Consider the following 22,992-nt stretch of genomic DNA (forward strand, 5'->3'; position numbering starts at 1 on the left):
CACTATTTTTTCAGATCCAGGGGATAGGTAGCAACTTGGGTTACGCTAAAGCCCCCGGTAGATGCGCCGCTCCGCCTCAATGGCCTGGTCCAGCTCCTGGATCTCCTTAAGGAGCTCCATCCGGGGTTCCTGGGCCAGAAGGGCCTTGAGTTTCGCCCGCCGTTCCAGGTAGTAGGCCTCCCGCAGGCGGGCGAGGGTCTTTTCCATGACCTCGGGGAAGCGGGGTTCTTCCAGGGGTGGGGCCATCATGAGCTTTTCCAAGAAGAGCCCCCCCGCCTCCTTGCGGCTTAGCACCTGCCTCAGGTAGTCCCGCCGGGGTTCCCGCCGGGCCAGGTCCAAAAACTCGGCGAGGAGGGAGCCTGCGGGGGGCCAGACGTGGTCGGAAACGTAGAGGACCCAGTCCAAGAAGCGCTCCTCGGGAAGGGAAAGGAGGAGGGCCATGACGTCCAGCTCCAAAAGGAGGGCCCGGTCCTTGGGCTCGGCCTTGGGGGGCGGGGGTGGGGCGGGCCGGCCTCGTTTGCGGCTTGCCAGGTACTCCTCCAGTTGCCTCGGGGAAAGGCCCAGCTTTTCCACCACCAGGGCCTTAAGCCGCTCGGCCACGGGGTCAAAGGGCTCGGGGGAAAGCATCCTCGGGGTGAGGGCCTCGAGGACCTTCCGCTTGTGCTCCGGCCGGGTGAGGTCTAGGCCCTTGGCGGCCTCCTGGAAGCGGAACTCCACCTCCGGGAGCGCCGCTTCCAAGGCTTCTGGAAGCGGGCGGGGCCGTCTTCCAAAAGGAGGAGCTCCCCGGGGTCCTTCACGGGCAGGCGCACGGCGTAGAAGAGAAACTGCCGCGCCATCTCCAGGTCCAGGCTCTGCAAGGCGGCTTTCTGCCCCGCCTCGTCGGCGTCAAAGGCCAGGTAGACCTCCCGCACCTCTTGGCTTTTTAAAAGCCGGGCCTGCTCCTCGGAAAGCCCGGAGCCCAGCACGGCCACGGTTTCCCCAAAGCCCATCTGGTGCAGGGCGATGGCGTCAAAAAGGCCCTCCACCACGATGGCCCGCCCTTCCCGGAGCCTAGCCTTGGCCTCGGGGTAGGCGAAGAGGACCTCCCGCTTGCGGAAGAGGGGGGTTTCCGGGGAGTTCAGGTACTTGGGGGTTTCCTCCCCCAAGGCCCTCCCCGTGAAGGCCACGATGCGGCCCAGGTGGTCCTTGATGGGGAAGGTGATGCGGTGGCGGAAGCGGTCAAAAAAGCGCCCCTCCTTTTCCGCCAGCACCCCCGCCTTCAGGCCCTCTTCCGGGCTCACCCCGTGGCGCACGAGGTGGGTGAGGAGGCCATCGGCCTTGGCCGGGGCGTAGCCCAAGCCGAAGCGGGCCACGCTTTCCTCGCTAAGACCCCGGCTTTGCAGGTAGCCCTTGGCCTCCTCCGAGGCGGCGAGGGCCTCTTGGAAGTAGGCCTGGGCCAGGCGCAGGACCTCGAGGAGCTCCTTGCGGTTTTGCGGGGTGCCGGGCTTTTGCGGAAGCTCCACCCCGGCCTCCTCCGCCAGGCGCTCCAGGGCGGCGGGGAAGTCCAACCCCTCTATGCGCTCCACGAAGGCGAAAAGGTCCCCGCCCGCCTTGCACCCGAAGCAGTGGAAGAGGCCCTTCTCCTCGTCCACGTAGAAGGAGGGGGTCTTTTCCTGGTGGAAGGGGCATAGGCCCTTCCACCGCCCCCGGCCCGCGGGCTTCAGGGCCACGTAGCGGGAAACCACCTCCTTCAAGGAGAGGCGGCGCTTGATGGCCTCTACCGCTTGCGCCGTGTCCATGCCATCCCCCGCTCAAGCCAAAGGCGCTGAACCCACCTCCCCAGGATACCGTATCCCCTGAGCTCCCGCCCCGGGGGTTTTCCGGCCAGGAGGCCGTGCCAGGCTTGGGTCAAGGGGACGGAGGGGGAGAACCCCAGGAGGTGCTCCACGGGTTCCCCGCTTTCCAGGAGGAGCTGGGCCCTTAGGAGTCTCGCCACCTCGTGGTGCACGGCGAAGCCCGTGCGGTGGGTCTGGTAGAGGAGGTGCTGGGAGAGGGCCTGGGCCTTCCTGGGGGCTAAGGGCCAGAGGTAAAGGGCCAAGGAGGTGAGGGCCAGGTGGTGCACGTAGGGGTTGGAAAGGCGGCGGGCTTCCCGCAGGGCCTCTTTGAGGAGGGGCACGGGGTCCAGGCCCTCTTGCCAGCGGTGGTGGGCCAGGGCCAAGGCGGCGAGGCCCCGGCCGTCCGGGTGCTTTAGGGCCTCCTGGAAAAGGTCCTCTCGGAAGCGGCCCCGGAGGGTCCAGGCGCTTAGGAGGGCGGCGGCGAGCCAAGGATGGGGGGCTTTGTGGTACCACGCCTCCCCCTCCACCAGGGCTTGGGGCAGGCGGCCCGTTTCCAAAAGGAGGCGGATCCGGGTGGCGCGGAGGCGGGTGAGGGCCTCGAGGTCTCCCTTCCCTTCCTGGGCGAGGAGGGCTTCCGCCTCGGCGTAGTGGCCCAAGTCCATGAGGAGGCCCGCCAAGAGGCTTTGGCGGTGGAGGTGGAGGGCTGGGGGTAGGGCGGAGTGGAAGGGGGTTAGCACCTCCAGGGCCCGCTGGGGCTGGAAGCGGCGCCAAAGGGCCCCGGCCAGGAGGAGGCGGGCCTGGGCCTCCTCCAGGGGGTAGGGCTTGAGCCCGGGGAGGAGGGGGAGGAGGTCCAGGGGGTCTTTGGCCTCCCGGAAGGCCTGGAGGATGGGGTCTTGGGACCTGAGGCCTCCCGGGGCCTCCTCCCCCAGGCCCAAGGAGGCGTGGGCGTCCCGAAGCTCCGCTTCCAAGAAGCCCCTCCAAGAGGGGGGAGCTACCCGGATCGCCTCCTGGTAGAGGGGGAGGGCCTTTTCTGGGTGGCCCTTTCTCCAGGCGGCCTGGGCCAGGGAGCGGAGGATCTGCGCCGCCTCCCGGGCTTTCCCGGCTTGGGCCAGGTGGGAGGCGGCCTGGGCGAGATGGCCTCCTTCCAGGTGGAAGTGGGCGGCCTCCTGGTGCCAGGCCTTGGCCGTGGCCTCGGGCACCAGGGTGAGGGCCACTTCCCGCACCTCGGGTAGGGCGGTTTCCCCTCGCAGAAGCCCTTCCTTAAGAAGCCTCGCCTTGGAGAAGGGCTCCACCAGCTTCCTCACCAAGGCCTCCGGGGCTTCCCCCAAGACCCCGTAGGCCAACAGGGCCCGCCGCTCCGCTGGGGGCAAGGCGTCTAGGGCGGGCTGGAGGGCGAGGAGGGGGGGTGCCCTCCTGCCGCTTAGGGCCAGGCTGGGGGCGAAGAGGGGGAGGCGGCTTTCCACCAGAAGGCAGACGTTGGCCGGAAGCTCGGTGTGGAGAAAGCGCTCCAAGGTGGGGTCGGGGGCGTGGAGGTCCTTTAGGACGATAAGAAGCGGTTTTCCCAGGGTGGCTAGGAGTTGCTTCCAAGCCTCGAGGATCGCCTGCTCCAACTCTTCCCGGCCCCAGGAGGGGCGGGCCTCGAGGCCGAGGCTATAACGGAAGGCCAGGGCCAGCCTGGGGGGGAGGCCCGCCTGGGCCAAAAGGGCCTCGGGGTGGCCTAAGGCGCCTTCCACCGCCTGGCGGAGGCTTGCCCGCAAGGGGGTTTCCGGGCCCATGCGCTCCAGGAGGGCCACGGGAAAGGGCGGGTTTTCCAAAAACTTGGTCAAGAGAAAGCTCTTGCCGCTTCCCGGGGGGCCCACCAGGTTGAGCCGGGCGGGGGGGTGGGCCAGGGCCCGGTGCAGTTCCTGAAGGAGGGCCTGTTCCTCGGGGTCCAGGGCCATTTCCACCCTCCTTACCCGGTGCACCGCCACCCATCCCAGGCCCCGGGCTTCCCGCTGGCCCAAGAACTCCGCTTGGGCCCCTTTGGCCAAGGCCAAGGTGGCGGCGTCCGCCAGGACCTCCCCCGGGGCCGCCAGCTTGGAAAGCCGCTCCGCCAGGACCACGGGGCTACCCACCGCCGTGGGCTCCCCCGCTTGGCCGCTTCCCAAGGGGGCCCAGAGCACCTCCCCGCTGGCGACCCCGGCCCGGGCGGGGAAGGGGGAGGCCTTCACCATGTCTAAGGCCGCTTCCAGGGCCCGCCAGGGCTCCAGGCCCCGGGCCCTGGGGGCCCCGAAGAGCACCAGGATCCCGTCCCCCAAAAAGCGGTGGACGAACCCGCCCTTGGCCCGGGCGGCGCGGGCCGCTTCCTCCAGGGCCTCCTGCAGCCGTGCGTAGGCGGAGTCTAGGCCTTCCTGGAAACCCCGGGTGGAGTCCACCAGGTCAAAGAAGACCACGCTCACGAAGCGCCGCTCCTCGGGCAGGAGGGCCCCCAGGGCCCGGCCGCAGGCCATGCAGAACCGGGCCTCGGGGGGGTTTTTGTGCCCGCACTCGCAGCGCACGGCTACTCCCGGAAGAGCATTAGGGGAGGGTGGAGGAGGACCTCGGCCTTGGGGGGCAGGGGAGCCTCGGCGTGGACCACCACGGGAAGGGGGGCCTTTAGGAGGTAAAACCCTTCCCCTAGGGGCACCGCCTCCCCGCCCAGGCGGTAGCGGTCCTTTTTTCGTTCCAGGAAGGGGGCGCCTTCCAAGGGCCTGGCCTCCGCCACCACCCCGTGGAGGAGGACGCGGGTGGGCCCCGTGGGGGCCGGGGGGGCACCCCGGTCAAAGGCGTAGACCAGGACGCCCTCCGCCAGGGCCTCGAGGAGGGGGCTCCCCCAGGGCTCGGGGAAAAGGTGGGCCAAAATGGCGTGTTCCCGGAAGCGGGCGTAAAAGGTTTCGGGGCTTTCCTCCACCGGGGCCATGGGAAAAGTTTAAGGGCCCCGAAGGGCCCCTGGGAAGCCGGCTTTGGGGGATTAGGGGGTGTAGGTGAGGGTGAACTGCTCCTCCACGGGGTAGGCCTGCCCGTTCACCCAGGTGGTGCCGGAGAGGGTGTAGCTTAGGGCGAAGCCGTTCTCGTACACGGCCTGGACCCGAATTTCCAGGGAAAGCCGCAGGCTATAGGTTTGGCCCCGGAAGATGGCTTGGCCCTGGCCTTGGTGGCGGTAAACGAAGGAGGCCGCGCTCCCCGTGCCTTGGGCCCAGCCGGTGTACGTGAGGGAAAGGTTGCGGTACTCCAGCGGCTCGGGCTCGGCGAAGGCGCACCGCTCCCCTTGGAGGCTCCCCGAGAAGCTCCCCCCGTTTTCGCTCCAGTCGGCGCTGTGCTGGACCGCCAGACTCCCCCCGGCGGGGCAGGCCTTGGTCAAGGTGAGGCTGATGCCCGCCGGGCTTAAGCTTCCTTGGGGCTCGGGGGCTTTGGGCACAAGCAAGGGAGCCAGGGGCTTCACCATGGCCTCCACGTCCTGGGCGCTAAGGGGTGGCCCTTGGGTGCAGGCGCTGAGGAGCCCCAGTAGAAGAATACCCGGTATAAAAAGCGCTTTTAATCCCTTCATGGCTTCAGTTTATGATTCGTCTAGGAGTTCCGTCAAGGCCCCACGCCAGTTGCCAGGCCAGGGCCTCGGCCAGGCGGAGCGCCGCCTTCTTGTCCAGGTACTGGTTGCCGTTGCCGCACTTGGGGGAGAGGACGCACCGGGGGCAGCCCTCCTCGCAGGGGCAACCCTTTAGGAGCTCAAAGGTGGCCCGCACCCACTCCGCAAAGCGCTGGGCTGCGGCCCGGGCGTAGCCCACGCCCCCGGGGTAGCCGTCGTAGATGAAGACGCGGGGCCCTGCCCGGAGGGGAGGGGCCTAGGGTAGAAGGGGTAGGAGATGCCCCCGATGTCCTGCCTTTCCGCCAGGACGAAGAGGGGCAGGAGGCCGATCATGGCGTGTTCCAGGGCGTGGATGCCCCCAGGGATCTGGTGGGGGGGCACCGCCTCGAGGGGGTGGAACCACAAGGCCTCCGTGGGGAAGGAGATCTCGGGGAGCTCCAGGGGTACCTCCTCCAGGACGCTTCCCGTGAAAAAGCGCTTCTTCACGTAGCCCACCACCCGCTCCCGGATCACCACCTTGCCCACGTAGACCCCCTGGCCCACGGGCTCCCCGGAGAGGACCTCCAGGTCCGTTTCCGCCCGGGGCTCGGTGTAGTAGTCCTCCAGGGCGGGGAGGAGCCACACCTCCCGCCGCGCGGGGTCCACGTTCCGCACCAGGTAGCTTTCCCCCCCGTGGAGGTAAATGGCCCCGGGATGGGCCTCCCAGTAGGCCTGGCGCTCGTCCAGGTAGCCCAGAACCTCCCCCTCCGGCCCCCTTAGGGTGAAGGTGGCCCCAAGGCCCCGCAAGGAGATCTCCCGGTGGGGCCGCCGCCTTGGGGTGTAGAAGCGGCCGTCCTTCTCCTGAAGTTCGGCCAGCGCCTCCCGGCAGCGCACCTCTTCCCGCAGGAGGGGTATCTCCCAGGCGGCGGCGTGGAGGTGCAAGGGGCAAAGCACCGGGTTCTTGGGGTCTGCTACCGCCACCTCGGGGGGGGTTTGGAGGAGGAGCTCGGGGCGGTGGAGGAAGTACTCGTCCAAGGGGTCTTCCCGGGGGATATAAACCACCAGGGCCCGCCGCTCCCCCCGCCCCGCCCGCCCCGCCCGCTGCCAGAAGGCGGAAACCGAGCCCGGGTAGCCCACCAGGACCACGGCGTCCAGCTCCCCGATGTCCACCCCGAGCTCCAAGGCGCTGGTGCTCACCAGGACCCGCACCGCCCCCTCCTTCAGGGCCTCCTCCAGCCGGCGCCTTTCCCGGGCGGTGTAGCCCGCCCGGTAGGGCCTAACCCCGGGGTGGGCGGCGTAGCGGGCGATGAGCTCGGCGCTCTTGCGGGCGTTGGCGAAGACCAGGGCGCGAAGCCCCCCCTCCGCCAGGGCCCGGGCCAGGTAGGCCGCTTCCAAAAGGGGGCTCCGCCGCCTTTCCCCCCTTCGGTCCAGGGGCTTGGGGAGGAGGACCAAAAGCTCCCGCTCCGAGCGGGCCACCTCTTCTTGGAGCTCCACGAAGGGGAGGCCCGTGAGGTTTTCCGCGTGCTCCCTGGCGTTGCCGATGGTGGCGCTGGCGGCGATCACCTGGGGGTCCGCCCCGTAGTGGCGGGCGAGGCGCAGGAGGCGGAAGAGGACCAGGGCCACGTGGGTGCCGAAGACCCCCCGGTAAGCGTGCAGCTCGTCCAGGACGAGGTAGCGGAGGCGGGCGAGGAAGGGGGCCCACTCCCCGTGCCGGGGCAGGAGGCCGAAGTGGAGCATGTCGGGGTTGGAGAGGAGGACCCTCCCCTCCTCCCGGGCCTTCCGGCGGGTGGCGGCGGGGGTGTCCCCGTCGTAAGGGTAAACCCCCTGGATCCCCAGGGCCTCCGCCATGGCCCGGAGGCGCTTTAGCTGGTCGTGGGCCAGGGCCTTGGTGGGGAAGAGGAGGAGGCTCGTCTCCCCCTCCAAGGCGGCCTTGAGCACGGGCGCCTGGAAGACGAGGCTTTTCCCCGCGGCGGTGGAGTAGGCCATGACCAGGTTCTGCCCCTCGGCCACCCGGTCCAGGGCCTCTTGCTGGTGGCGGAAGGGGACCAGGCCCAAGGCTTCCAGGACCCCGGCGAAGGGGCCGTGGGGTGGGGTCCTTTCCGGGGGCCTTTTCGGGAGGAGCCGGGCGAAGGCGATGCGCCCTTGGAACTCGGGGTCGGCCTCGAGCCACTCCCGGTAGCTCTCCCACCCCCTTAGGGCCTCGGGCAACACCCCTTTATTATGGGCCCATGATCCTCACCACCACCCCAAACGTGGAAGGGCGGCGGATTGAGGCTTACCTGGGCGTGGTCTTCGGCGAGGCCATCCTGGGGGCGAACCTCTTCCGGGACCTCTTCGCCCAGATCCGGGACATCGTGGGGGGCCGGAGCGGGGCCTACGAGGCCGAACTTAAGCGGGCGCGGGAAATCGCCCTAAAGGAGCTGGCGGAGGCGGCTCGGCGCCTTGGGGCCGACGCCGTGGTGGGCATAGACGTGGACTACGAGGTCTTGGGCCAGGGCAACTCCATGCTCATGGTCACAGTAAGCGGCACCGCGGTGCGCCTCGCCCCCTAAAGCGCCTTCACCCAGACCTCGTGGATCACGGGGCGGCCGTGGTAAGGGGCCCAGAAGGGGCTCGCCCGCTTGGCGTAAAGGCGGAAGCCAAAGCTTTGGTAAAGCCTGCGGGCCGCCTGGTTGGCCCGGGTGGTGGAAAGCTGCACCCCGGGTACCCCCTTTTCTTTGAGGCAGTCCAGGAAGGTGGCGAGGAGGGCCCGGCCCACCCCCTGGCCCTGGGCCTTGGGGCTTACGGCGATGTGGAGGTGGGCGGGGTAGCGGTCTTTGGGGGCCCTGGGGCCCCGGAAGAGGAGCAGGCGGAGGAGGTAAGCCAGGTGGGGGAGCGGGGGACCGAAGCGGCCGAGGGCGAGCCAAAGGAGGAGGAGGGGTAGCCGGGGGAGGAGGTGGCCCAGGAGGGCCCAGTCGGAACAGGCCCCGAGGATGTAGCCCACCACCTCGTTCCCCTCCTCCGCCACCAGGTTGCAGCACCCCCGCTTCAAGTACGGGGCCACGAAGAGCTCGCCCCAAAGGGCCTCACTGGGGAAGACCTGGGACCCTTCCCGGCCCAAAAGGAGGGTTTGGTGGGAGATGTGGGTGATGGCGGGGAGGTCCTGGGGCTTCGCCGGGCGCACCTTGGGCACGCTTCCAGTTTACCCCTGGGTAGAATGCCCCTCGTGCGCCGTTTGGCTCCTTGCAGTGGTTCCTTCTTCTCCTCCTCGCCTACTTGGTCCTGGCGGAGGCGCTGAGGCTTTGGCTGGGGCTCCTTTGGGCCGAGCGGGTGGCGCTCCTTTTCGCGGCCCTTGGGGTTTGGGCCTTCATCAACGGCCGCTTCCTCTTCGCCTACTATCACGCCTTTTTCGCCTCCTTGCGGACCCGGGGGCTTTCCCTGGCGGAAGACCCTCGGCCCGGGGAGCACCTCCTCGTCCTCGCCCCCCACCCCGACGACGAGGTGCTGGCGGCGGCGGGGCGCATGCGCCGAGTGGCGGCCCAAGGGGGGCGGGTTAGCGTGGTCTACCTCACCTCGGGGGACGCCTTTGACCTGGCGGCGGGAAGCCCCTTGCCCTCGCAAGAGGCCATGCGCCGGTTGGCCCTAAGGCGCATGGTGGAGGCCTGGCGGGGCCTCGAGGCCCTGGGGCTTGGCCGGGAAAGCGCCGTCTTCCTGGGCTTTCCCGACCAGGGGCTTTTCGCCCTCTTCACCACCCACTACTACCTGCCCTGGGGAAGCCCCTACACCGGGCTTAAGGCGGTGGCTTACCCCGGGGCTTACCGCTTGGGCCTCCCCTACACGGGCAAGGCCCTGGAAGGGGTTTTGCTGGAGCTTTTTCGGGAGCTTAGGCCGAACCGCATCCTCTTGCCAAGCCCCTTGGACGCCCATCGGGACCACCAGGCCACCGCTTACTTCGGCATGCAGGCGGCGGCGGCCTTGGGCCTGGAGGGGATTTTGGAGTACTACATCGTCCACGGGGGGTACCAGTACCCCCTGCCCAAGGGCCTCCACCCCCGGCTTCCCCTCTACCCGCCCCCCAGGGGCCGGGGGCTTCCCTGGCGGCGCTTTCCCCTTGCGGAGGAGGAGGTGCGCCTCAAGGAAAAGGCCATCCGGGCCCACCGGAGCCAGATGCGCCTTTTGGGGCGGTTTCTCCTGGCCTTCGTGCGCCAGAACGAGCTCTTTAGCCCCCTGCCCATCCCCGCCAAGGAGGCCCTAGCCGCGGAGGAGGAGGGGTGGGCCGTCCTCGAGGGGCGGGAGGTCTTCTAGGCTTTCCAGGCCGAAGACCTCCAGGAAGCGCTCCGTGGTGCCGTAGAGCTTTGGGCGGCCCGGGGCCTCCTTTTCCCCCACCACCCGGATGAGCCCCCGTTCCAGAAGGCTTTCCAGAACGCCTTCCACGCTTTTCCCCCGCATGGCCTCCAGCTCCGCCCGGGCCACGGGCTGGTGGTAGGCGATGAGGGCCAGGACCTCGAGGGCCGCCTTGGAAAGCCTGGGGGGGGAAGGCTTGAGCACCTTTTCCACCGCGGGAAGGGCGCTTTCGTGCACCACGAGCCGCCACCCTCCCGCCACCCGCTCCAGGGCCACCCCCAAATGGCCCTCCGCCAGGTCCTTCTCCAGGGCCTTTAGCGCCCGCAAAATCCCCTCCTCCGGGTGGCCCAGGGCGCGAAGCTCCTTGAGGCGCACGGGCCTCCCCGCGGCGAAGAGGACGGCCAGAATCTCCGCCTTCAGGCTAGGCATCCTGGAGGTAGGCGAGGAGGGCTTCCTTGGGAATGGCGCCTTCCCGCAGGACCTCTCCCGTGCGCAGGTCCACCACGCTGGAGGCGAGCCCCCCCGCCTCCCCGGGGAAGACAAAGTCCACGGCGAAGGACCGGGCTTCCTCGGCGGTGCGCACCGGCGCTTCCCCGCTCCGGTTCAGGCTGGTGGCGGCGGCGTAACCCCCCACCCGGGAAAGGAGCTCCCGCAACACCTCGTGGGCGGGCATCCTTAGGCCCACGGAGCCGTCCTTGCTGATCCAAGGGGGGATGTTCCGCCCCGGCACCACCACGGTGAGCCCCCCGGGCCAGAAGGCCTCCACCAGGCGCACGAACCTGTCCTCCAGGGGGCCCAGCTCGGCGAGCCTTAGGGCGCTTTCCAGGTCCGCCACCAGGACCTGGAGGGGTTTTTCCTCGGGCCGTCCCTTGACCTGGTAGATGCGGCGGCAGGCGGCCTCGTCCTCCATGCGGGCCAAGACGCCGAAGACCGTGTCCGTGGGGAAGGCCACAAGCCCCCCTTCCCGAAGGGTACGGGCGGCTTCTTCCAGTTCCTTCTGGTATACTTCTACCATGCCAGTCTACCAGTATAAGGCCCGCGACCGGCAGGGCCGCCTGGTGGAGGCCACCATTGAGGCCGAAGACCTCCGCACCGCCGCGCGGCTCCTTCGCGACCGGGGCCTTTTCGTGGCGGAGATCAAGGAGCCGGGAAAGGGCCTGAGGGCCGAGGTGCGGCTTCCCGCCTTGGAGCGGGGTCCTGGCCTTAAGGACCTCGCCATCTTCTCCCGGCAGCTCGCCACCATGCTGGGGGCAGGCCTCACCCTCCTCCAGTCCCTGGCCATCTTGGAGCGGCAGACGGAGAACAAGAAGTTCCGGGAAATCCTAAAACAGGTGCGCGCCGATATAGAAGGCGGCATGGCCTTCTCCGAGGCCCTGGCCAAGCACAAGCTCTTCTCCCGGCTTTACGTGAACCTGGTGCGGGCGGGGGAGACCTCGGGGGGCTTGGACGTGATCCTGGACCGCCTGGCGAGCTTCTTGGAGAAAGAGCTGGAGCTCAGGGGCAAGATCAAAAGCGCCATGACCTACCCAGCCATCGTCTTCGTCTTCGCCGTGGGCGTGGCCTACTTCCTCCTCACGGGCATCGTGCCCCAGTTCGCCCAGATCCTCACGGATCTGGGTTCGGAGCTCCCCCTCCTCACCCGCTTCCTCATCGCCGTTTCCAACCTGCTCCGGGCCGCCACCCTACCCCTCCTCCTTTTGGGGGTGGTCCTCTTCTTCGTCTACCGCTGGTACTACAGCACCCCCCAGGGGCGCAAGGTCATTGACCGCATCAAGCTCCGCATCCCCGTCTTTGGCAACCTGAACCGCAAGACCGCGGTGGCCCGCTTCTCCCGCACCCTGGCCCTCCTTTTGGGAAGCGGGGTGAACATCGTGGAGTCCTTGGACATCACCAAGGGGACGGCGGGAAACGTGGTGGTGGAGGAGATCGTGGAGGCGGCGAAGCAGCGCATCCAGCAAGGCGACCCCTTGAACCTCACCTTGGCCCAGCATCCCTTCATCTTCCCCCCCATGGTGAGCTCCATGGTGGCCATCGGCGAGGAGACGGGGGCCTTGGACACCATGCTGAACAAGCTGGCGGACTTCTACGAGCGTGAGGTGGACGAGGCGGTGGCGAGCCTCACCGCGGCCATTGAGCCCCTCATGATCATCTTCCTGGGCGTCATCGTGGGCATGATCGTGGCCGGGATGTTCCTGCCGCTTTTCAAGATCATCGGCACCCTTTCCGCGCAATAAGCCGTTCGGCCACCTCCGGGGGGACCGGCATCACGGAAAGCCGGTTCCCCTTTTTCACCAGGGGGTGGTCGGGGGGGAAGCAGGCCCTGAGCTCCTCCAGGGGGATGAGGGGCCAGGCCTCGAGGAAGGCCACCTCCACCGTGTACCACCGGGGCTTTTCCGGGGTAGCCTTGGGGTCGTGGTAGGGGCTACTTGGGTCAAACTGGGTGGGGTCGGGGATGCCCACGCGCACCACCCGGCATAGCCCGGCGATGCCCGGGGGTTGGACGCTGGAGTGGTAGAAGAAGCAGAGGTCCCCTTCCCGCATCTTTAGGAGGTAGTTGCGGGCTTGGTAGTTGCGCACCCCATCCCACAGGGACCGCCCCTCCCGCCGGAGGTCCTCCATGCTGTACACCTGGGGCTCGGACTTGAGGAGCCAGTACGCCATGGGGTCCAGTCTAAAGTTCCCTTTAGCCTGGGCAAAGCCTGGAGGGGTGGGGAGGAGGCAAAGATGAGGGTATGCGAGAGTTCCTCCTCCTTCTTCCCCTCTTGGCCGCCTGCTCCTTGACCCTGGAGGTGGTCTACCCCGGGCACCGCATTTCCGATCTCGCCACCCAGACCACCTACTGCACCTCTGGTACCACCCAGGTGGACTACCGCTTCTTCCTCGAGGGCAGGCTGGACAGGCTAGCGTTCTACTGGCTCCCCGAGGGGGCTTCTCCTGAGAGCGCCCTGCCCGAGGAGCGGGCGGTCCTCCAGGGCCCCATCTACGGCGGGGTGGTCCGGGGCTACGTGGAGGTGACCCCAGACGGGGCCATCCGGGGGGTTTCCGCCGTGTCCCCTCAAGGGAGGGTGGGGGTTCAGGGAATTGGCGTGGAGCCCAACCTCCCGCCCCGCCGCCTTTGGCTACAGGGCTTCACCGGGGGGCTCGCGGGGCCCTACGTGCGGGGGAACCCCGTCTATCCGGACGGCACCCTTTCCTGCGACCCCGCCTGGTAGCCTAAGGGCATGGGGGCTTGGGAGGCGGCCAAGGAGGAGCTGAGGCGGCTTTTGGGGCCAAAGGCGCTCCTCTCCCCGGCGGAAAAGGAGGTCTACCGCTACGACGCCATCCTGGTGGGGGAAAGGCCCTTGGCGGTGGTCCTCCCGGAAACCCGGGAGGAGGTGCAGGCCCTGGTGCGCCTCGCCCGGCGGTACGGGCTTCCCCTGGTGCCCCGGGGGGCGGGAAGCGGGCTTTCCGGGGGCGCGGTGCCCCTGGGGGAGGTCGTCGTGGTGTCCTTCACCCGCATGGACCGCCTGGCCCTGGACCCCGTGGCGCGCACCGCCTGGGCCGAGCCGGGGGTGACCACCGCCCGCCTCTCCGAGGCGGCGAGGCCCTACGGGCTCTTTTACCCCCCCGACCCCGCCTCCCACCGCACCAGCACCCTCGGGGGCAACCTGGGGGAAAACGCCGGGGGGCCCCTTTGCTTTAAGTACGGGGTCACGGGGGACTACCTCCTGGCCCTGGAGTTCGTGGACGCCTTCGGGGAGGCCCACCTGCTGGACAGGAAGGCCTTTGACCTCGCGGGGCTTTTGGTGGGCTCCGAGGGCACCCTGGGCCTCATCACCGGGGCCCGGGTGCGCCTTTTGCCCTTGCCCCGCCACCGGGCCGCCCTCATGGCCGCCTTCCCCGAGGTGGGGGCCTTGGCGGAGGCGGTTTCCCGGGCCATCGCCTTGGGGGCGGTGCCGGCTAGGCTGGAGTTTTTGGACCCGGCTTGCGTGGATGCCGTGGAGGACTACCTGGCTATGGGCTTACCCCGGGGGCACGCCCTCCTTCTGGCGGAAACGGACGGGGACGATCCCGAGCTCGTGGAGGAGGAACTCTCCCTCCTGGAGGAAACGGCCAAGGCCCACGGCGCCCAGGTGCGGCGGGCCCAAGACGAAAAAGAGGCGGAGGCCCTTTGGCGGGCCCGGCGGGCGGTGAGCCCGGCCTTGGGGCGGATCCGGCCCAAGCGGGTGAACGAGGATATCGCCGTGCCCCGCTCCGCTTTGCCCCAGGTGGTGCGGGAGATCCGGGCCTTGGGGGAGGCCTCTGGCCTCATCGTGGTGCAGTTTGGTCACATCGGGGACGGCAACCTCCACCCCAACATCCTCTTTGACCCCAGGCGGGAGAGCGAGGAGAGGGTCTGGGCGCTGGCCCACGAGATCGCCCGGGTGGCCCTCAGGCATGGCGGGGTGCTTTCCGGGGAGCACGGTATCGGGGTCATGAAGCGGAAGTTCATGGCGGAGGCGGTGGACGGGGAGACCCTCGAGGCCTTCCGCCAGGTGAAGGCGGCCCTGGACCCGGCGGGGCTTTTAAACCCGGGGAAGCTGCTTCCTTAGTTTTCTTTCACACCCTTTTCGCCTTCTTTTTGGATAAAATGACTCCATGGACCGCTTGGCCCGCCTCCTTTACTGGTCCGCTTGGTTCGGCCTTCCCTTGGGTATCGGCCTCCAGTTGCTTTGGTACCCGCCAGAGACCTTGGGTCTATGGCTTGCCTATGGTGTCTTCGCCCTTTACTTCCTCTTTGCGCTGACCCGCGGGCCAAGGCGGGCCCCTAAGTTCTTGGTTCACGGGCTTGGGGCGTACCTGCTCTTTGAGCTTTGGCGGGCCCAGGAGGACGGGTGGGTGGTGGGGTACTGGTCTCCCGCCCTTTACCTGGTGGCTGCCTTCGCTTACCCTGTGCCTTGGGCCTTGGCGGCCTCCCTCTTTTGGGGGGCGCTTCTTCTCCTCGCCCCGCCTCTTTGGGGCCGGGAGCTCGGTCCTTATTACGCCCACTTCGCCCTGAGCCAGCCTGTGCTCCTCGCCCTCACCCTTCTCCTCGCCCGCTTCCGGGAGTTTTACGGCCGGACTCGTTTTTGGCGGGAGCAGGCCCTCACCTGCCCCCTCACGGGCCTGCCCAACCGCCGGGCCTTGGAGATGGCCTTGGAGCGGGAGGCGGCCCGGGTGGAGCGGGGCGGGAAGCCCTTCAGCCTGGTGCTTTTGGACCTGGACGACTTCAAGCGGGTGAACGATGAAAAGGGTCACCCGGAAGGGGACCGGCTCCTGAAGGAGGTGGCCCGCTACCTGGTGGCCCACGTGCGCCAGGGGGATCTGGTGGGCCGTTGGGGTGGGGAAGAGTTCGCCATCCTCCTGCCGGAGACCGACGCCCTCCAGGCCACCCGCCTGGCGGAGCGGTTGCGGGAGGGCCTCAAGGCCCTGGGCACCACGGCCAGTTTCGGCGTGGCCTCCTACCGGGGGGATTTGGAGACGCTTTACCGGAAGGCGGACGAGGCCCTTTACCGGGCCAAGCGGGGGGGCAAAGACCGCGTGGCCCGGTACACCGATCAGGGAAGCCGGTAGCCCGCCCTCTCCAAAACCCGCCTGGCCTCCTCCCGCTCCTCCCGAGTGGCGAAGGAAAGGCGGAGGGCCCCCGCCGCTTCCCGGATGGTGAGGACCTCTATGTCCTTGATGTTCACCCCGGCCTCCCCCAAGGCGGTGGCGATGCGGGCGATCTCCCCAGGGCGGTCCGGCACCTGCACCACCAGGTCGTACATCTCGGGGAGGAGGCTCCGGCGCACGATGGGAAGGCTGTCCCGGGTGCGCTTGGCCTCCTCCGCCACCTGCAAGAGGGCCTCGGGCTCGTCCAGAAGTCCTTCCAGTTGCAAAAGCACCGCCCGGAGTTCCTCTATGGCCTCCTTGAGGGCTTCCCGGTTCTCCACCACCATGTCCCGGCTCATCCTGGGGCTTCCCGAGGCGATGCGGGTGAGGTCGCGGAAGCCCCCGGCGGCCAGGAAGATGAGGAGGTCCTTATGGGGGTTTTGCGCCACCATGCGGTTTAGGGCCACGGCCAGGAGGTAGGGGAGGTGGGAGATCCGGGCCACCAGCTGGTCGTGAAGGAGGGGGGGCATCTCCAGGGGGTAGGCCCCTAGGGCCTCCACCAGGCGCAGTATGCCCTCCCGGGCCTTGGGGCTCGTGCGGGCCGTGGGGGTTAGGACCCAGACGGCGTTTTGCAGAAGCCCGGCGTGGGCGTTTTCCACCCCGGCCCGCTCGCTTCCCGCCATGGGGTGGCCCCCCAGGTAGTGGGGAAGAAGCCCCTCCAGGGCCGCCACCACCTTGCCCTTGACGCTCCCCACGTCCGTCCAGAGGCTTTCGGGGTGGGCCAGGGGGCTTAGGGCCTGGGCCAGGGCGGGCAAAGCCCCCACGGGGGCGGCGAGGATGCCCAGGGAAAGCTCCCCCACCCAGGGCCCGAGCTCGGCGTGGACCCGGTCCGCCACCCCCAGGAAGAGGGCCTTTTCCAGGGCCAAGGGGTCTTGGTCGTAGGCGTGGACCTCCTCCGCCAGGAAGCGCTCCTTGAGCCCCAGGGCCACGCTTCCCCCCAGGAGGCCCACGCCGAAGATGCCCACCTTGCCGAAGAGGGGCTTCATGCCAGGGCAGGGGTGGAAAGGGTCTTGTCCAAGGCCACCACCAGGCGGCGCACCCTTTCCATGAGCTCGGCGAACTCGTGCTCATGAAGCTGTTGCGCCGCGTCGGAAAGGGCTTTTTCGGGCTCCGGGTGGGTTTCCACGATGAGCCCATCTGCCCCGGCGGCGAGCCCCGCCAGGGCCAGGGGGATGACCCAATCCCGCTTGCCCGCGGGGTGGGAGGGGTCCACCCAGACGGGAAGGTGGGTCCAACTCTTGAGCACGGGCACGGCGGCGACATCCAGGGTGAAGCGGGTGGCCTTCTCAAAGGTGCGGATGCCCCGCTCCACCAGGATGACCTGCATGTTTCCCCGGGAGAGGATGTACTCCGCGCTCATCAAAAACTCCTCCAGGGTCATGCTCATGCCCCGCTTGAGAAGCACGGGCTTTTTCGCCTCCCCCACCGCTTGGAGGAGGGGGAAGTTCTGGGCGTTACGGGCGCCGATCTGGAAGGCGTCGGCGTACTCCGCCACGAGCTCCACCTGTTCCGGGGAGAGGACCTCGGTGACCACGGGGAGGCCCGTTTCCTTACGGGCTTCCGCCAGGATCTTCAGGCCTTCCACCCCTAGGCCCTGGAAGGCGTAGGGGCTCGTGCGGGGCTTGAAGGCGCCGCCCCGAAGCATCGCCCCCCCGTGGGCCTTCACGTACCGGGCCGCCTTCAGGGTCTGCTCCCGGGACTCCACCCCGCAGGGGCCCGCCGCCACCATCACGTGCCCGCCCCCCGTTTTCCCCGTGGGGAAGTCTAAGACGGTGGGGAAGGGTTGAACCTCGAGGCTCGCCAGCTTCCAGGGCTTGGAGATGGGGATGACCTCCGCCACCCCGGGAAGGGCCCGGAAGTGCTCCATGAGCTCGGGGGTGGGGCCGCGGCCGATGGCCCCCACCAGGGTGGTCTCCACCCCCCGGGAGACGTGGGGCCGGTAGCCCACCTTCTCTATCTCCCGCACCACCTCGTCCAGCTCCGCCTCCGTGTGTCCCCGCTTCATCACGATGAGCATCTTCCCCTCCTAAAAACCTTGGGCGCCCCCTTTTGGGGGCGCCCGGTTGCGGTGAAAGCCTATGCGGACCGCAGGGCGCCCCCGGCGGGATAATAAAAGCCGAAGTAGCGCCCTGGTCTCCGCATATTGCCCCCAAGTTTAGGGGGTGGCCCCATGGCCTGTCAACCGCACCCGTATCCCCACGGGGTCCAGGAGGGTTTCCTCGCGTCCTTTGGGGTCCAAGAGGGTGTAGCCCACAAGCCCCGTGGCCCCTTCTGGAGCCCTCCTTGGCCCCGCCCAGGTGTTGGCCCCCACGTGGTGGTGGTAGCCGTCCCAGGCGAAGAAGAGGGCCCCGGGGTAGGTGCGCAAGGTGACCTCCATCCCAAGCCTTCCGGCGAAGAAGGTTTCGGCCTCGCCCAGGTCCGCCACGTGCAGGTGGAGGTGGCCGAGGAGGGTTTCCGGGGCCAGGGGGGTGGCCTTGGGGTTTTCCGCCAGGAGCCTTTCCAGGTTTAGGGGGGCGGTGAACATCAAAGGCCCTTTGGGCCACTCCCCCTGGGGGCGGTCCCGGTAGAGCTCGAGGCCGTTCCCCTCAGGGTCGCGGAAGTAAAGGGCCTCGGAAACCCCGTGGTCCGCCGCCCCCTCAAAGAAGGCCCCGGCTTCCAGGAGCCTGCGGCAAACCCCGGCCAAGGCCCTGCGGTTCGGGAGGAGGAGGGCGAAGTGGTAAAGGCCCAGGGAGGGGTAGGGCCTTAGGGGGGCCTTGGGGTCGTGGTGAAGCTCTAGGCAAAACCCCTTCCCTTGGGGAAAGAGGCGGAAAAAAGGGGGGTCTTCCTCCACCTCTAGCCCCAGAAGGTCCCGGTAAAACCCCAAGGCGGCCCCCAGGTCCCGCACCCTTAGGGCCAGGGAAAGGAGCCGCCTGGGAAAGGGCATTACCGGGCCACCGCCTCCTGCGCCTTTACCGCTTCGGTGTCCACGCTAAAGCGCACCTCTTCCCCCACCAGCACCCCGCCCATTTCCAGGGGCACGTTCCAGGTGAGGCCGAAGTCCTTGCGGTTGAGCTTGCCCTCAAAGTGGGCCGCGATGCGCTCGTTGCCCCAGGGGTCCTTGGCGGGGCCATGGGTTTCCACCTCAAAGGAAAGGGGCCGGGTCACGCCGCGGATGGTCACCTCCCCTTCCACGCGGTAGCGCCCCTCGCCCAGGGGGGTGATCTTCTCGCTCCGGAAGACGATCTCGGGGTGGTTTTCCACGTCCAGGAAATCAGGCGAGCGCAGGTGGTTATCCCGGTCCGCCACCCCGGTGTGGATGCTCCTGGCGTCCAGGCGGGCTTCCACCCGAAGGGGCTTGCCGCCTTCGTCCGTTTCCACGTACCCCTCCTTGAGGTTCAGGGTGCCCTTTACCGTGGCGATCATCATGTGCCGTACGGCGAACTCCACGCTGGTGTGGGTGGGGTCCAGGTTCCAACGCATACACACCTCCTCGGGCCCTCGGCCCAGTAGAATATTATCTAAAGCGCTATATGAAGTCAAGCGCTAGCTGGGTAGTACGTGGGCTGGAAGGGAAGCCCCAAGGCCTCGGCGAAGGCCTTTAGGCCCAGCCGGTCGGGCTCCTCCAGGTGGTAGCGGAAGTTCCAAAGGTAGTGCTGCAGGAGGGCGGGGTTCACGCCAAGCCGCTTCCCTTCCGCCTCCGCTACCTCCTTAAGCCGGCCCAAGCCCTCCCGCCTCGCCCGCCTGAGGGCCTGCACCAGGGCCTTGGGGGGAGGGTTTTCCTTGCGGTAGGCCCAGACGGCGAAGACGAAGGGGAGGTGGGTCCTTTGGAACCAAAGGGCCGAGAGGTCCACCACCTCCACCCCGCCGAAGCGGGTGGGAAGAACATGGGGGGTTTCGGGAAGCTCGGGTAGGAGGCTGGCATAAGCTTTTATGGCTCGGTCGCCGATGAGGAGGACGCCGTCGTACCTTTCCAAGAGTTCCAAGCCCCCCTCCACCTGGGCGTAGCTGGGGGTTAGCCCCTTTTCCCGTAGGAGGAGCTTGAGGAGTTCCACGCTGGTGGCGCTTTCCGTGGTGAGGGCCACCTGCTTTAGGGCCTCGAGGGGCACCTTGTGGAAAAGGTTCACGGAGTACACCCGGCCCAACACCGCCACGGAGAAATCGGGAAGGAGGCCGAGGACGTCTTGGTGCTTCAGGTAGAAGTAGCTGGAAACCAGGGAAAGCCCCACCTCCCCCGAAAGTACCATGCGGTTCAGCTCCGCCGGCACCCCGTGGCGGAGGAGAAACCCATCCGCTTCCAGAAAGCGGTGGAGGGGGGCGGTGTTGGCGTAAAGAGGCACCCCCAGGACGTAGGCCATCAGGCCTCCACCTGGTCCCAGACCCGCACTTCCCGGTAGAGGGCGTCCCGCTCCACGGGGATCCGGCCCGCCGCCAGGATGATGCGGGCGAGCTCCCGCTTGGAGAGCCCTTCGGGGGTGGGGCTTCCCGCCATGTGTACGATGCGCTCCTCAATGAGGGTGCCGTCAATGTCGGTGACGCCCCAGTCCAAGGAGACCTGGGCGAGCTCCGGGGTCAAGGTGGCCCAGTAGCCCTTGATGTGGGGGATGTTGTCCAGGTAAAGCCGGGCCACCGCCAGGTTGCGCAGGTCGTCCAGGCCCGTGGTGAACTCCCGCTTGCCCAGCTCCCGGGCGAGCTGGTTCCCGTCGGGTTGGAAGGCCAGGGGGATGAAGCTCATGAACCCCCCCGTTTCGTCCTGGAGGCGCCGCAGGCGGTCCATGTGGTCCAGGCGCTCCTCCAGGGTTTCTATGTGCCCGTAGAGCATGGTGGCGTTGGTGGGGATGCCAAGCGCGTGGGCGGTGCGGTGGATTTCCAGCCAGCCCTCGGCGCTCACCTTGGCCCGGGCGATCCGCTTGCGCACCCGCTCGGCGAAGATCTCCGCCCCGCCCCCGGGCATGGCGTCCAGGCCCGCCTCCTTTAGGGCCTGGAGCACCTCCCGGTAGGGCAGGCGGGCGATCTTGGAAAAGTGGTGGATCTCCGCCGCCGTCCAGGCCTTCACCTGAACGCCGGGGAAGGTTTCCTTTAGCGCCCGCACCAGGTCCAGGTAGTACTGGAAAGGCCGCTTGGGGTGGTGGCCGGCGGTCATGTGGATCTCGGTTAGGCCGGGCTGGTAGCGGGCCTTCACCCAGGCCACCACCTCCTCCACGTCCCAGTCCCAGGCCCCTTCTTCGCCAAAGCGCCTTTGGAAGGCGCAGAAGGTGCAGCCCACGTAGCAGATGTTGGTCTGGGAAACGCGGATGGAATGGACGAAATAGGTCTTGTGGCCGTGCTTCCTTTCCCGCACCCGGTTGGCCAGGCGCATGAGGGTGGGGAGGTCTTGGGTTTCGTAGAGCACGAGCCCCTCGGCGAAGGTGAGCCGCTCCCCGGCTTCCACCTTTTCGGCGATGGGCAGGAGGCGGGGGTCCTTGATCCCCTTCACGGGGGGCAGTCTACTCCCCGCCGAGGCGCCTGACCAGGGCCTCCACCTCTTTTTGCCTTCCCCCCACGCTCTTTTGGGGGAGGAGGTTCCTAAGGTAGCGGTCGGTGAGGAGGAGGTCCACGTAGGGGTAGACCGTGGCCGCCATCACCGCATCCAGGAGGTCGGAGGGGCGGGGTTTGCGGGTGGGGTCCGTGGCCATGCGGGCTAAGAGCTCCGCCAGGAGGCGGACGAAGGGGACCTCCTTCAGGCCGGTGCGGGCCAGGATCTCCCGGCGGGCGGTTTCTTGGGCCTCGAGGAAGGGAAGCCCCCTAAGGCCCTCGGGAAGGCCCAGGAAAGGGGAGAGGTCCGCCGGCTCCTCCCAACTTCCCCCCCGCCAGAGAAGGTCTTCCCGGTAAAGGCCCCGGCCCTGCCGCCAGGCCACCTCCGGCCACGGGCGCACCCAGTACCCGTGGGAAAGCTCGCCGAAGACGGCCTTAAGGGCGGGGAGGAGGTAGCCCACCTTTTCCTCGGGGCCCCTTTGCGGGTGAAGGGTTTCCAGGACGTGAAAGGGGCTGGGCGGGGCCAGGGCCTTTCCCTTTAGGGCCTCATAGAGCCTGCCAAAGGCCTCGTGGCCCGGCTGGCCCAGGAGGTGCTTGGCCATGCGGCTGGCATAGTTTTGGTCCAGGTAGGCGAGCACTACTCCTTGGCCTTGGCGAGCCAAAGCGCCCCCGCCAAGAGGGCCACCCCCCCGGCGAAGAGGAGGAAGTCCAGGGCGCTATTGGGTTTGAAGCCCAGGGCCCTCTCAAAGAACTTCACCACCAGGATCATGACGATCACCTGCCCCAGTTTGGCCTTGAGGTCGGAGAGGCTTGCCACCGCCAGGATGTTCCCCATGGGAAGCTCCAAGGGGCGGATGAAAAGCTCAAAGAGGCCCAGGGAGAAAAGGAGAAAAACGGCGGCCAAAAGGGCCAGGTCCACCGCCCCCACCAAGGCGGGGAGGGCTTCTTCCAGGGGGTGGAAAAGGGCCTTTACGGCCTCAAAAAAAGCGTTCCAGGCGAAGTAGGAGGCCCCGAGGAGAAGCCCCGCCACCGGCAGGAGCATAACCCAACGGACCAGGTTGGCGAAGGGTTCCAGGCGCATGGCTTAGGGCACGTAGGGTACGGCGGGCGGGGTCCCGGTGGAGGCCCGCTCAATCAAAAGGGGTTCAAACCGCACCTCCCGCGGGGGGCCGGCGTAGCCCTGCATCCTCTCCAAGAGGAGCTGGGCCGCCTTGGCCCCCATGGCCTCCACGGGCTGGGCGATGGTGGAAAGCCCCACTTCCTGGGTGAAGGGGTGGCCGTCAAACCCCAGGACCCGCACCTCCTTGCCCAGGGTGAGGCCGAGCCGCCCCGCCTCCTCCAAGACCCCCAGGGCCACCTGGTCGGCCCCGGCGAAGACGTTGAGGGGTGGGGAGCTTTTCTCCAGGAAGTACCGAAGGGCGAGCCGCCCCCCTTCGGGGGATAGGCGGGTGGTGTAGAGGTGCTCCTCCGGGAAAGGCCGCCCCCGCTCCTTGAGCGCCTGCAAAAACCCCGCCATGCGCTCGGCGAAGACCGTGTGGCGGAAGGCCCGGTCGGGCTCCTCCTCCACCTTCACGGCGAAGATGGCCCCGGGGAAGCGGGCCAGGTAGGCCCCCGCCAGGTGGCCGCCAGGAAGTTGTCCAGGTAGACGGAGTCGTACCGGGGGTTTTGGCGTCCACCAGGACCACGGGCCGGTCCGTGGGGAGCCTGCCCCCTTCAAAGTGCTCCGTGAGGTCGTAGGAGGCCAGAATGAGGCCGTCCGTGAGGTAGGCCAGGGTGTGGCTTTCCAGGTAGCGCCTAAGCCGGGCCTCGGAGAGGATGGGGAAGAGGGCCAGGTCGTAGCGCTTTTCCAGGAGGACGCTTTCTATCCCCTCAATGAGCCTGCGGTAGAACTCCGTGGCCACGAAGGGGAGGAGGACGCTCACCGTGTAGCTCCTTCCCCCGGCGATCCTGCGGGCGTGGGGGTTGGGGGTGTAGCCCAGTTCCTCCATGGCCCTCAGGACCCGGGCCCGGGTTTCCGGGCGCACCGCCGGGTGGTTGTTGAGCACGCGGCTCACCGTGCCCAGGCCCACGCCGGCCCGGGCGGCCACCTCGTGGATGGTGGGCTTTTTCTTTCTCATGGCCTGGTCCCGTGGTGGA

At 68.1% G+C, this 22,992-nt stretch carries 20 protein-coding genes and 4 pseudogenes; 6 read left to right on the top strand and 18 right to left on the bottom strand.

The window, feature by feature from the left end:
- Positions 1 to 45: 45 nt before the first annotated feature.
- From dnaG to QT17_RS02240, 5 genes and pseudogenes are all read right to left on the bottom strand, one after another.
- Positions 46 to 1,778: pseudogene (gene dnaG / locus QT17_RS02220) on the bottom strand (DNA primase).
- Positions 1,757 to 4,351 (bottom strand): adenylate cyclase, encoded by a 2,595-nt coding sequence (locus QT17_RS02225; protein WP_039455775.1) that lies wholly within the window; start codon positions 4,349 to 4,351, stop codon positions 1,757 to 1,759. The pseudogene dnaG and the gene QT17_RS02225 overlap by 22 nt, the downstream one beginning before the upstream one ends.
- A gap of 2 nt (positions 4,352 to 4,353) precedes the next feature.
- Positions 4,354 to 4,752 (bottom strand): hypothetical protein, encoded by a 399-nt coding sequence (locus tag QT17_RS02230; protein ID WP_039455777.1) that lies wholly within the window; start codon positions 4,750 to 4,752, stop codon positions 4,354 to 4,356.
- A gap of 51 nt (positions 4,753 to 4,803) precedes the next feature.
- Positions 4,804 to 5,277: a hypothetical protein gene (locus QT17_RS02235; RefSeq protein ID WP_152607311.1), complete on the bottom strand. Its 474-nt coding sequence runs from the start codon at positions 5,275 to 5,277 to the stop codon at positions 4,804 to 4,806.
- A gap of 106 nt (positions 5,278 to 5,383) precedes the next feature.
- Positions 5,384 to 7,605 (bottom strand): annotated as a pseudogene (locus QT17_RS02240) (DEAD/DEAH box helicase).
- A gap of 17 nt (positions 7,606 to 7,622) precedes the next feature.
- Here QT17_RS02240 and QT17_RS02245 point away from each other — a divergent pair.
- Positions 7,623 to 7,946: a heavy metal-binding domain-containing protein gene (locus QT17_RS02245; RefSeq protein ID WP_039455781.1), complete on the top strand. Its 324-nt coding sequence runs from the start codon at positions 7,623 to 7,625 to the stop codon at positions 7,944 to 7,946.
- On the opposite strand, the gene QT17_RS02250 is transcribed toward QT17_RS02245, so the two are convergent.
- Positions 7,943 to 8,566: a GNAT family N-acetyltransferase gene (locus QT17_RS02250; protein WP_039455783.1), complete on the bottom strand. Its 624-nt coding sequence runs from the start codon at positions 8,564 to 8,566 to the stop codon at positions 7,943 to 7,945. The two genes, QT17_RS02245 and QT17_RS02250, sit on opposite strands and share 4 nt — an antisense overlap.
- A 33-nt stretch (positions 8,567 to 8,599) precedes the next feature.
- On the opposite strand from QT17_RS02250, the pseudogene QT17_RS02255 reads away from it, so the two are divergent.
- Positions 8,600 to 9,678: pseudogene (locus QT17_RS02255) on the top strand (PIG-L deacetylase family protein).
- Here the strand turns inward: QT17_RS02255 and scpB are convergent.
- Both scpB and QT17_RS02265 read right to left on the bottom strand, forming a co-directional pair.
- The gene (gene scpB / locus QT17_RS02260; RefSeq protein WP_039455786.1) at positions 9,625 to 10,146 is read right to left on the bottom strand and encodes an SMC-Scp complex subunit ScpB; all 522 of its coding nucleotides are present in this window, start codon (positions 10,144 to 10,146) and stop codon (positions 9,625 to 9,627) included. The pseudogene QT17_RS02255 and the gene scpB sit on opposite strands and share 54 nt — an antisense overlap.
- Positions 10,139 to 10,732, bottom strand: a complete 594-nt coding sequence (locus tag QT17_RS02265; protein ID WP_039455788.1) for an L-threonylcarbamoyladenylate synthase — start codon at positions 10,730 to 10,732, stop codon at positions 10,139 to 10,141. The genes scpB and QT17_RS02265 overlap by 8 nt, the downstream gene beginning before the upstream one ends.
- Here QT17_RS02265 and QT17_RS02270 point away from each other — a divergent pair.
- A complete protein-coding gene (locus QT17_RS02270; protein ID WP_039455790.1) occupies positions 10,731 to 11,951 on the top strand; it encodes a type II secretion system F family protein in 1,221 nt (406 codons plus the stop codon). The two genes, QT17_RS02265 and QT17_RS02270, sit on opposite strands and share 2 nt — an antisense overlap.
- Here the strand turns inward: QT17_RS02270 and QT17_RS02275 are convergent.
- Positions 11,926 to 12,378, bottom strand: a complete 453-nt coding sequence (locus tag QT17_RS02275; protein ID WP_039455792.1) for an EVE domain-containing protein — start codon at positions 12,376 to 12,378, stop codon at positions 11,926 to 11,928. The genes QT17_RS02270 and QT17_RS02275 overlap by 26 nt on opposite strands.
- A gap of 71 nt (positions 12,379 to 12,449) precedes the next feature.
- Here QT17_RS02275 and QT17_RS02280 point away from each other — a divergent pair, with 71 nt between their 5' ends.
- Genes QT17_RS02280 through QT17_RS02290 form a run of 3 tightly spaced genes read left to right on the top strand, consistent with a single transcriptional unit; the run spans position 12,450 to position 15,288 of the window.
- Positions 12,450 to 12,929: a hypothetical protein gene (locus QT17_RS02280; RefSeq protein ID WP_039455794.1), complete on the top strand. Its 480-nt coding sequence runs from the start codon at positions 12,450 to 12,452 to the stop codon at positions 12,927 to 12,929.
- Between the two features lie 9 nt (positions 12,930 to 12,938).
- The gene (locus tag QT17_RS02285; RefSeq protein ID WP_039455796.1) at positions 12,939 to 14,288 is read left to right on the top strand and encodes an FAD-binding oxidoreductase; all 1,350 of its coding nucleotides are present in this window, start codon (positions 12,939 to 12,941) and stop codon (positions 14,286 to 14,288) included.
- 46 nt (positions 14,289 to 14,334) lie between these two features.
- Positions 14,335 to 15,288 carry a GGDEF domain-containing protein gene (locus tag QT17_RS02290; protein ID WP_039455798.1) on the top strand — a complete coding sequence of 318 codons (954 nt, stop codon included), beginning with the start codon at positions 14,335 to 14,337 and terminating at the stop codon, positions 15,286 to 15,288.
- Here the strand turns inward: QT17_RS02290 and QT17_RS02295 are convergent.
- The 9 genes and pseudogenes from QT17_RS02295 to QT17_RS02335 all read right to left on the bottom strand — a co-directional run bounded on the left by QT17_RS02295 (position 15,273) and on the right by QT17_RS02335 (position 22,973).
- On the bottom strand, positions 15,273 to 16,352 hold the full coding sequence (locus QT17_RS02295) for a prephenate dehydrogenase (RefSeq protein WP_039455800.1): 1,080 nt from the start codon (positions 16,350 to 16,352) through the stop codon (positions 15,273 to 15,275). The genes QT17_RS02290 and QT17_RS02295 overlap by 16 nt on opposite strands.
- A complete protein-coding gene (aroF, locus tag QT17_RS02300; protein WP_039455802.1) occupies positions 16,349 to 17,383 on the bottom strand; it encodes a 3-deoxy-7-phosphoheptulonate synthase in 1,035 nt (344 codons plus the stop codon). Before aroF ends, QT17_RS02295 begins: the two co-directional genes overlap by 4 nt.
- Before the next feature lie 138 nt (positions 17,384 to 17,521).
- On the bottom strand, positions 17,522 to 18,289 hold the full coding sequence (locus QT17_RS02305; RefSeq protein WP_039455804.1) for a VOC family protein: 768 nt from the start codon (positions 18,287 to 18,289) through the stop codon (positions 17,522 to 17,524).
- Positions 18,289 to 18,825, bottom strand: a complete 537-nt coding sequence (locus QT17_RS02310; RefSeq protein ID WP_039455806.1) for a YceI family protein — start codon at positions 18,823 to 18,825, stop codon at positions 18,289 to 18,291. Before QT17_RS02310 ends, QT17_RS02305 begins: the two co-directional genes overlap by 1 nt.
- 56 nt (positions 18,826 to 18,881) lie before the next feature.
- On the bottom strand, positions 18,882 to 19,700 hold the full coding sequence (locus QT17_RS02315) for a menaquinone biosynthetic enzyme MqnA/MqnD family protein (protein WP_039455808.1): 819 nt from the start codon (positions 19,698 to 19,700) through the stop codon (positions 18,882 to 18,884).
- A complete protein-coding gene (gene mqnE / locus QT17_RS02320) occupies positions 19,700 to 20,818 on the bottom strand; it encodes an aminofutalosine synthase MqnE (protein ID WP_039455810.1) in 1,119 nt (372 codons plus the stop codon). Before mqnE ends, QT17_RS02315 begins: the two co-directional genes overlap by 1 nt.
- 10 nt (positions 20,819 to 20,828) lie before the next feature.
- On the bottom strand, positions 20,829 to 21,494 hold the full coding sequence (locus tag QT17_RS02325) for a hypothetical protein (protein WP_039455812.1): 666 nt from the start codon (positions 21,492 to 21,494) through the stop codon (positions 20,829 to 20,831).
- Complete coding sequence (locus tag QT17_RS02330) at positions 21,494 to 21,937, bottom strand: YqhA family protein (RefSeq protein WP_039455814.1); 444 nt, start codon at positions 21,935 to 21,937, stop codon at positions 21,494 to 21,496. Before QT17_RS02330 ends, QT17_RS02325 begins: the two co-directional genes overlap by 1 nt.
- A gap of 3 nt (positions 21,938 to 21,940) precedes the next feature.
- A pseudogene (locus QT17_RS02335) lies at positions 21,941 to 22,973 on the bottom strand (substrate-binding domain-containing protein).
- Positions 22,974 to 22,992: the final 19 nt, after the last annotated feature.

It is taken from the genome of Thermus sp. 2.9 (assembly GCF_000794385.1).
Classification (GTDB): domain Bacteria; phylum Deinococcota; class Deinococci; order Deinococcales; family Thermaceae; genus Thermus; species Thermus thalpophilus.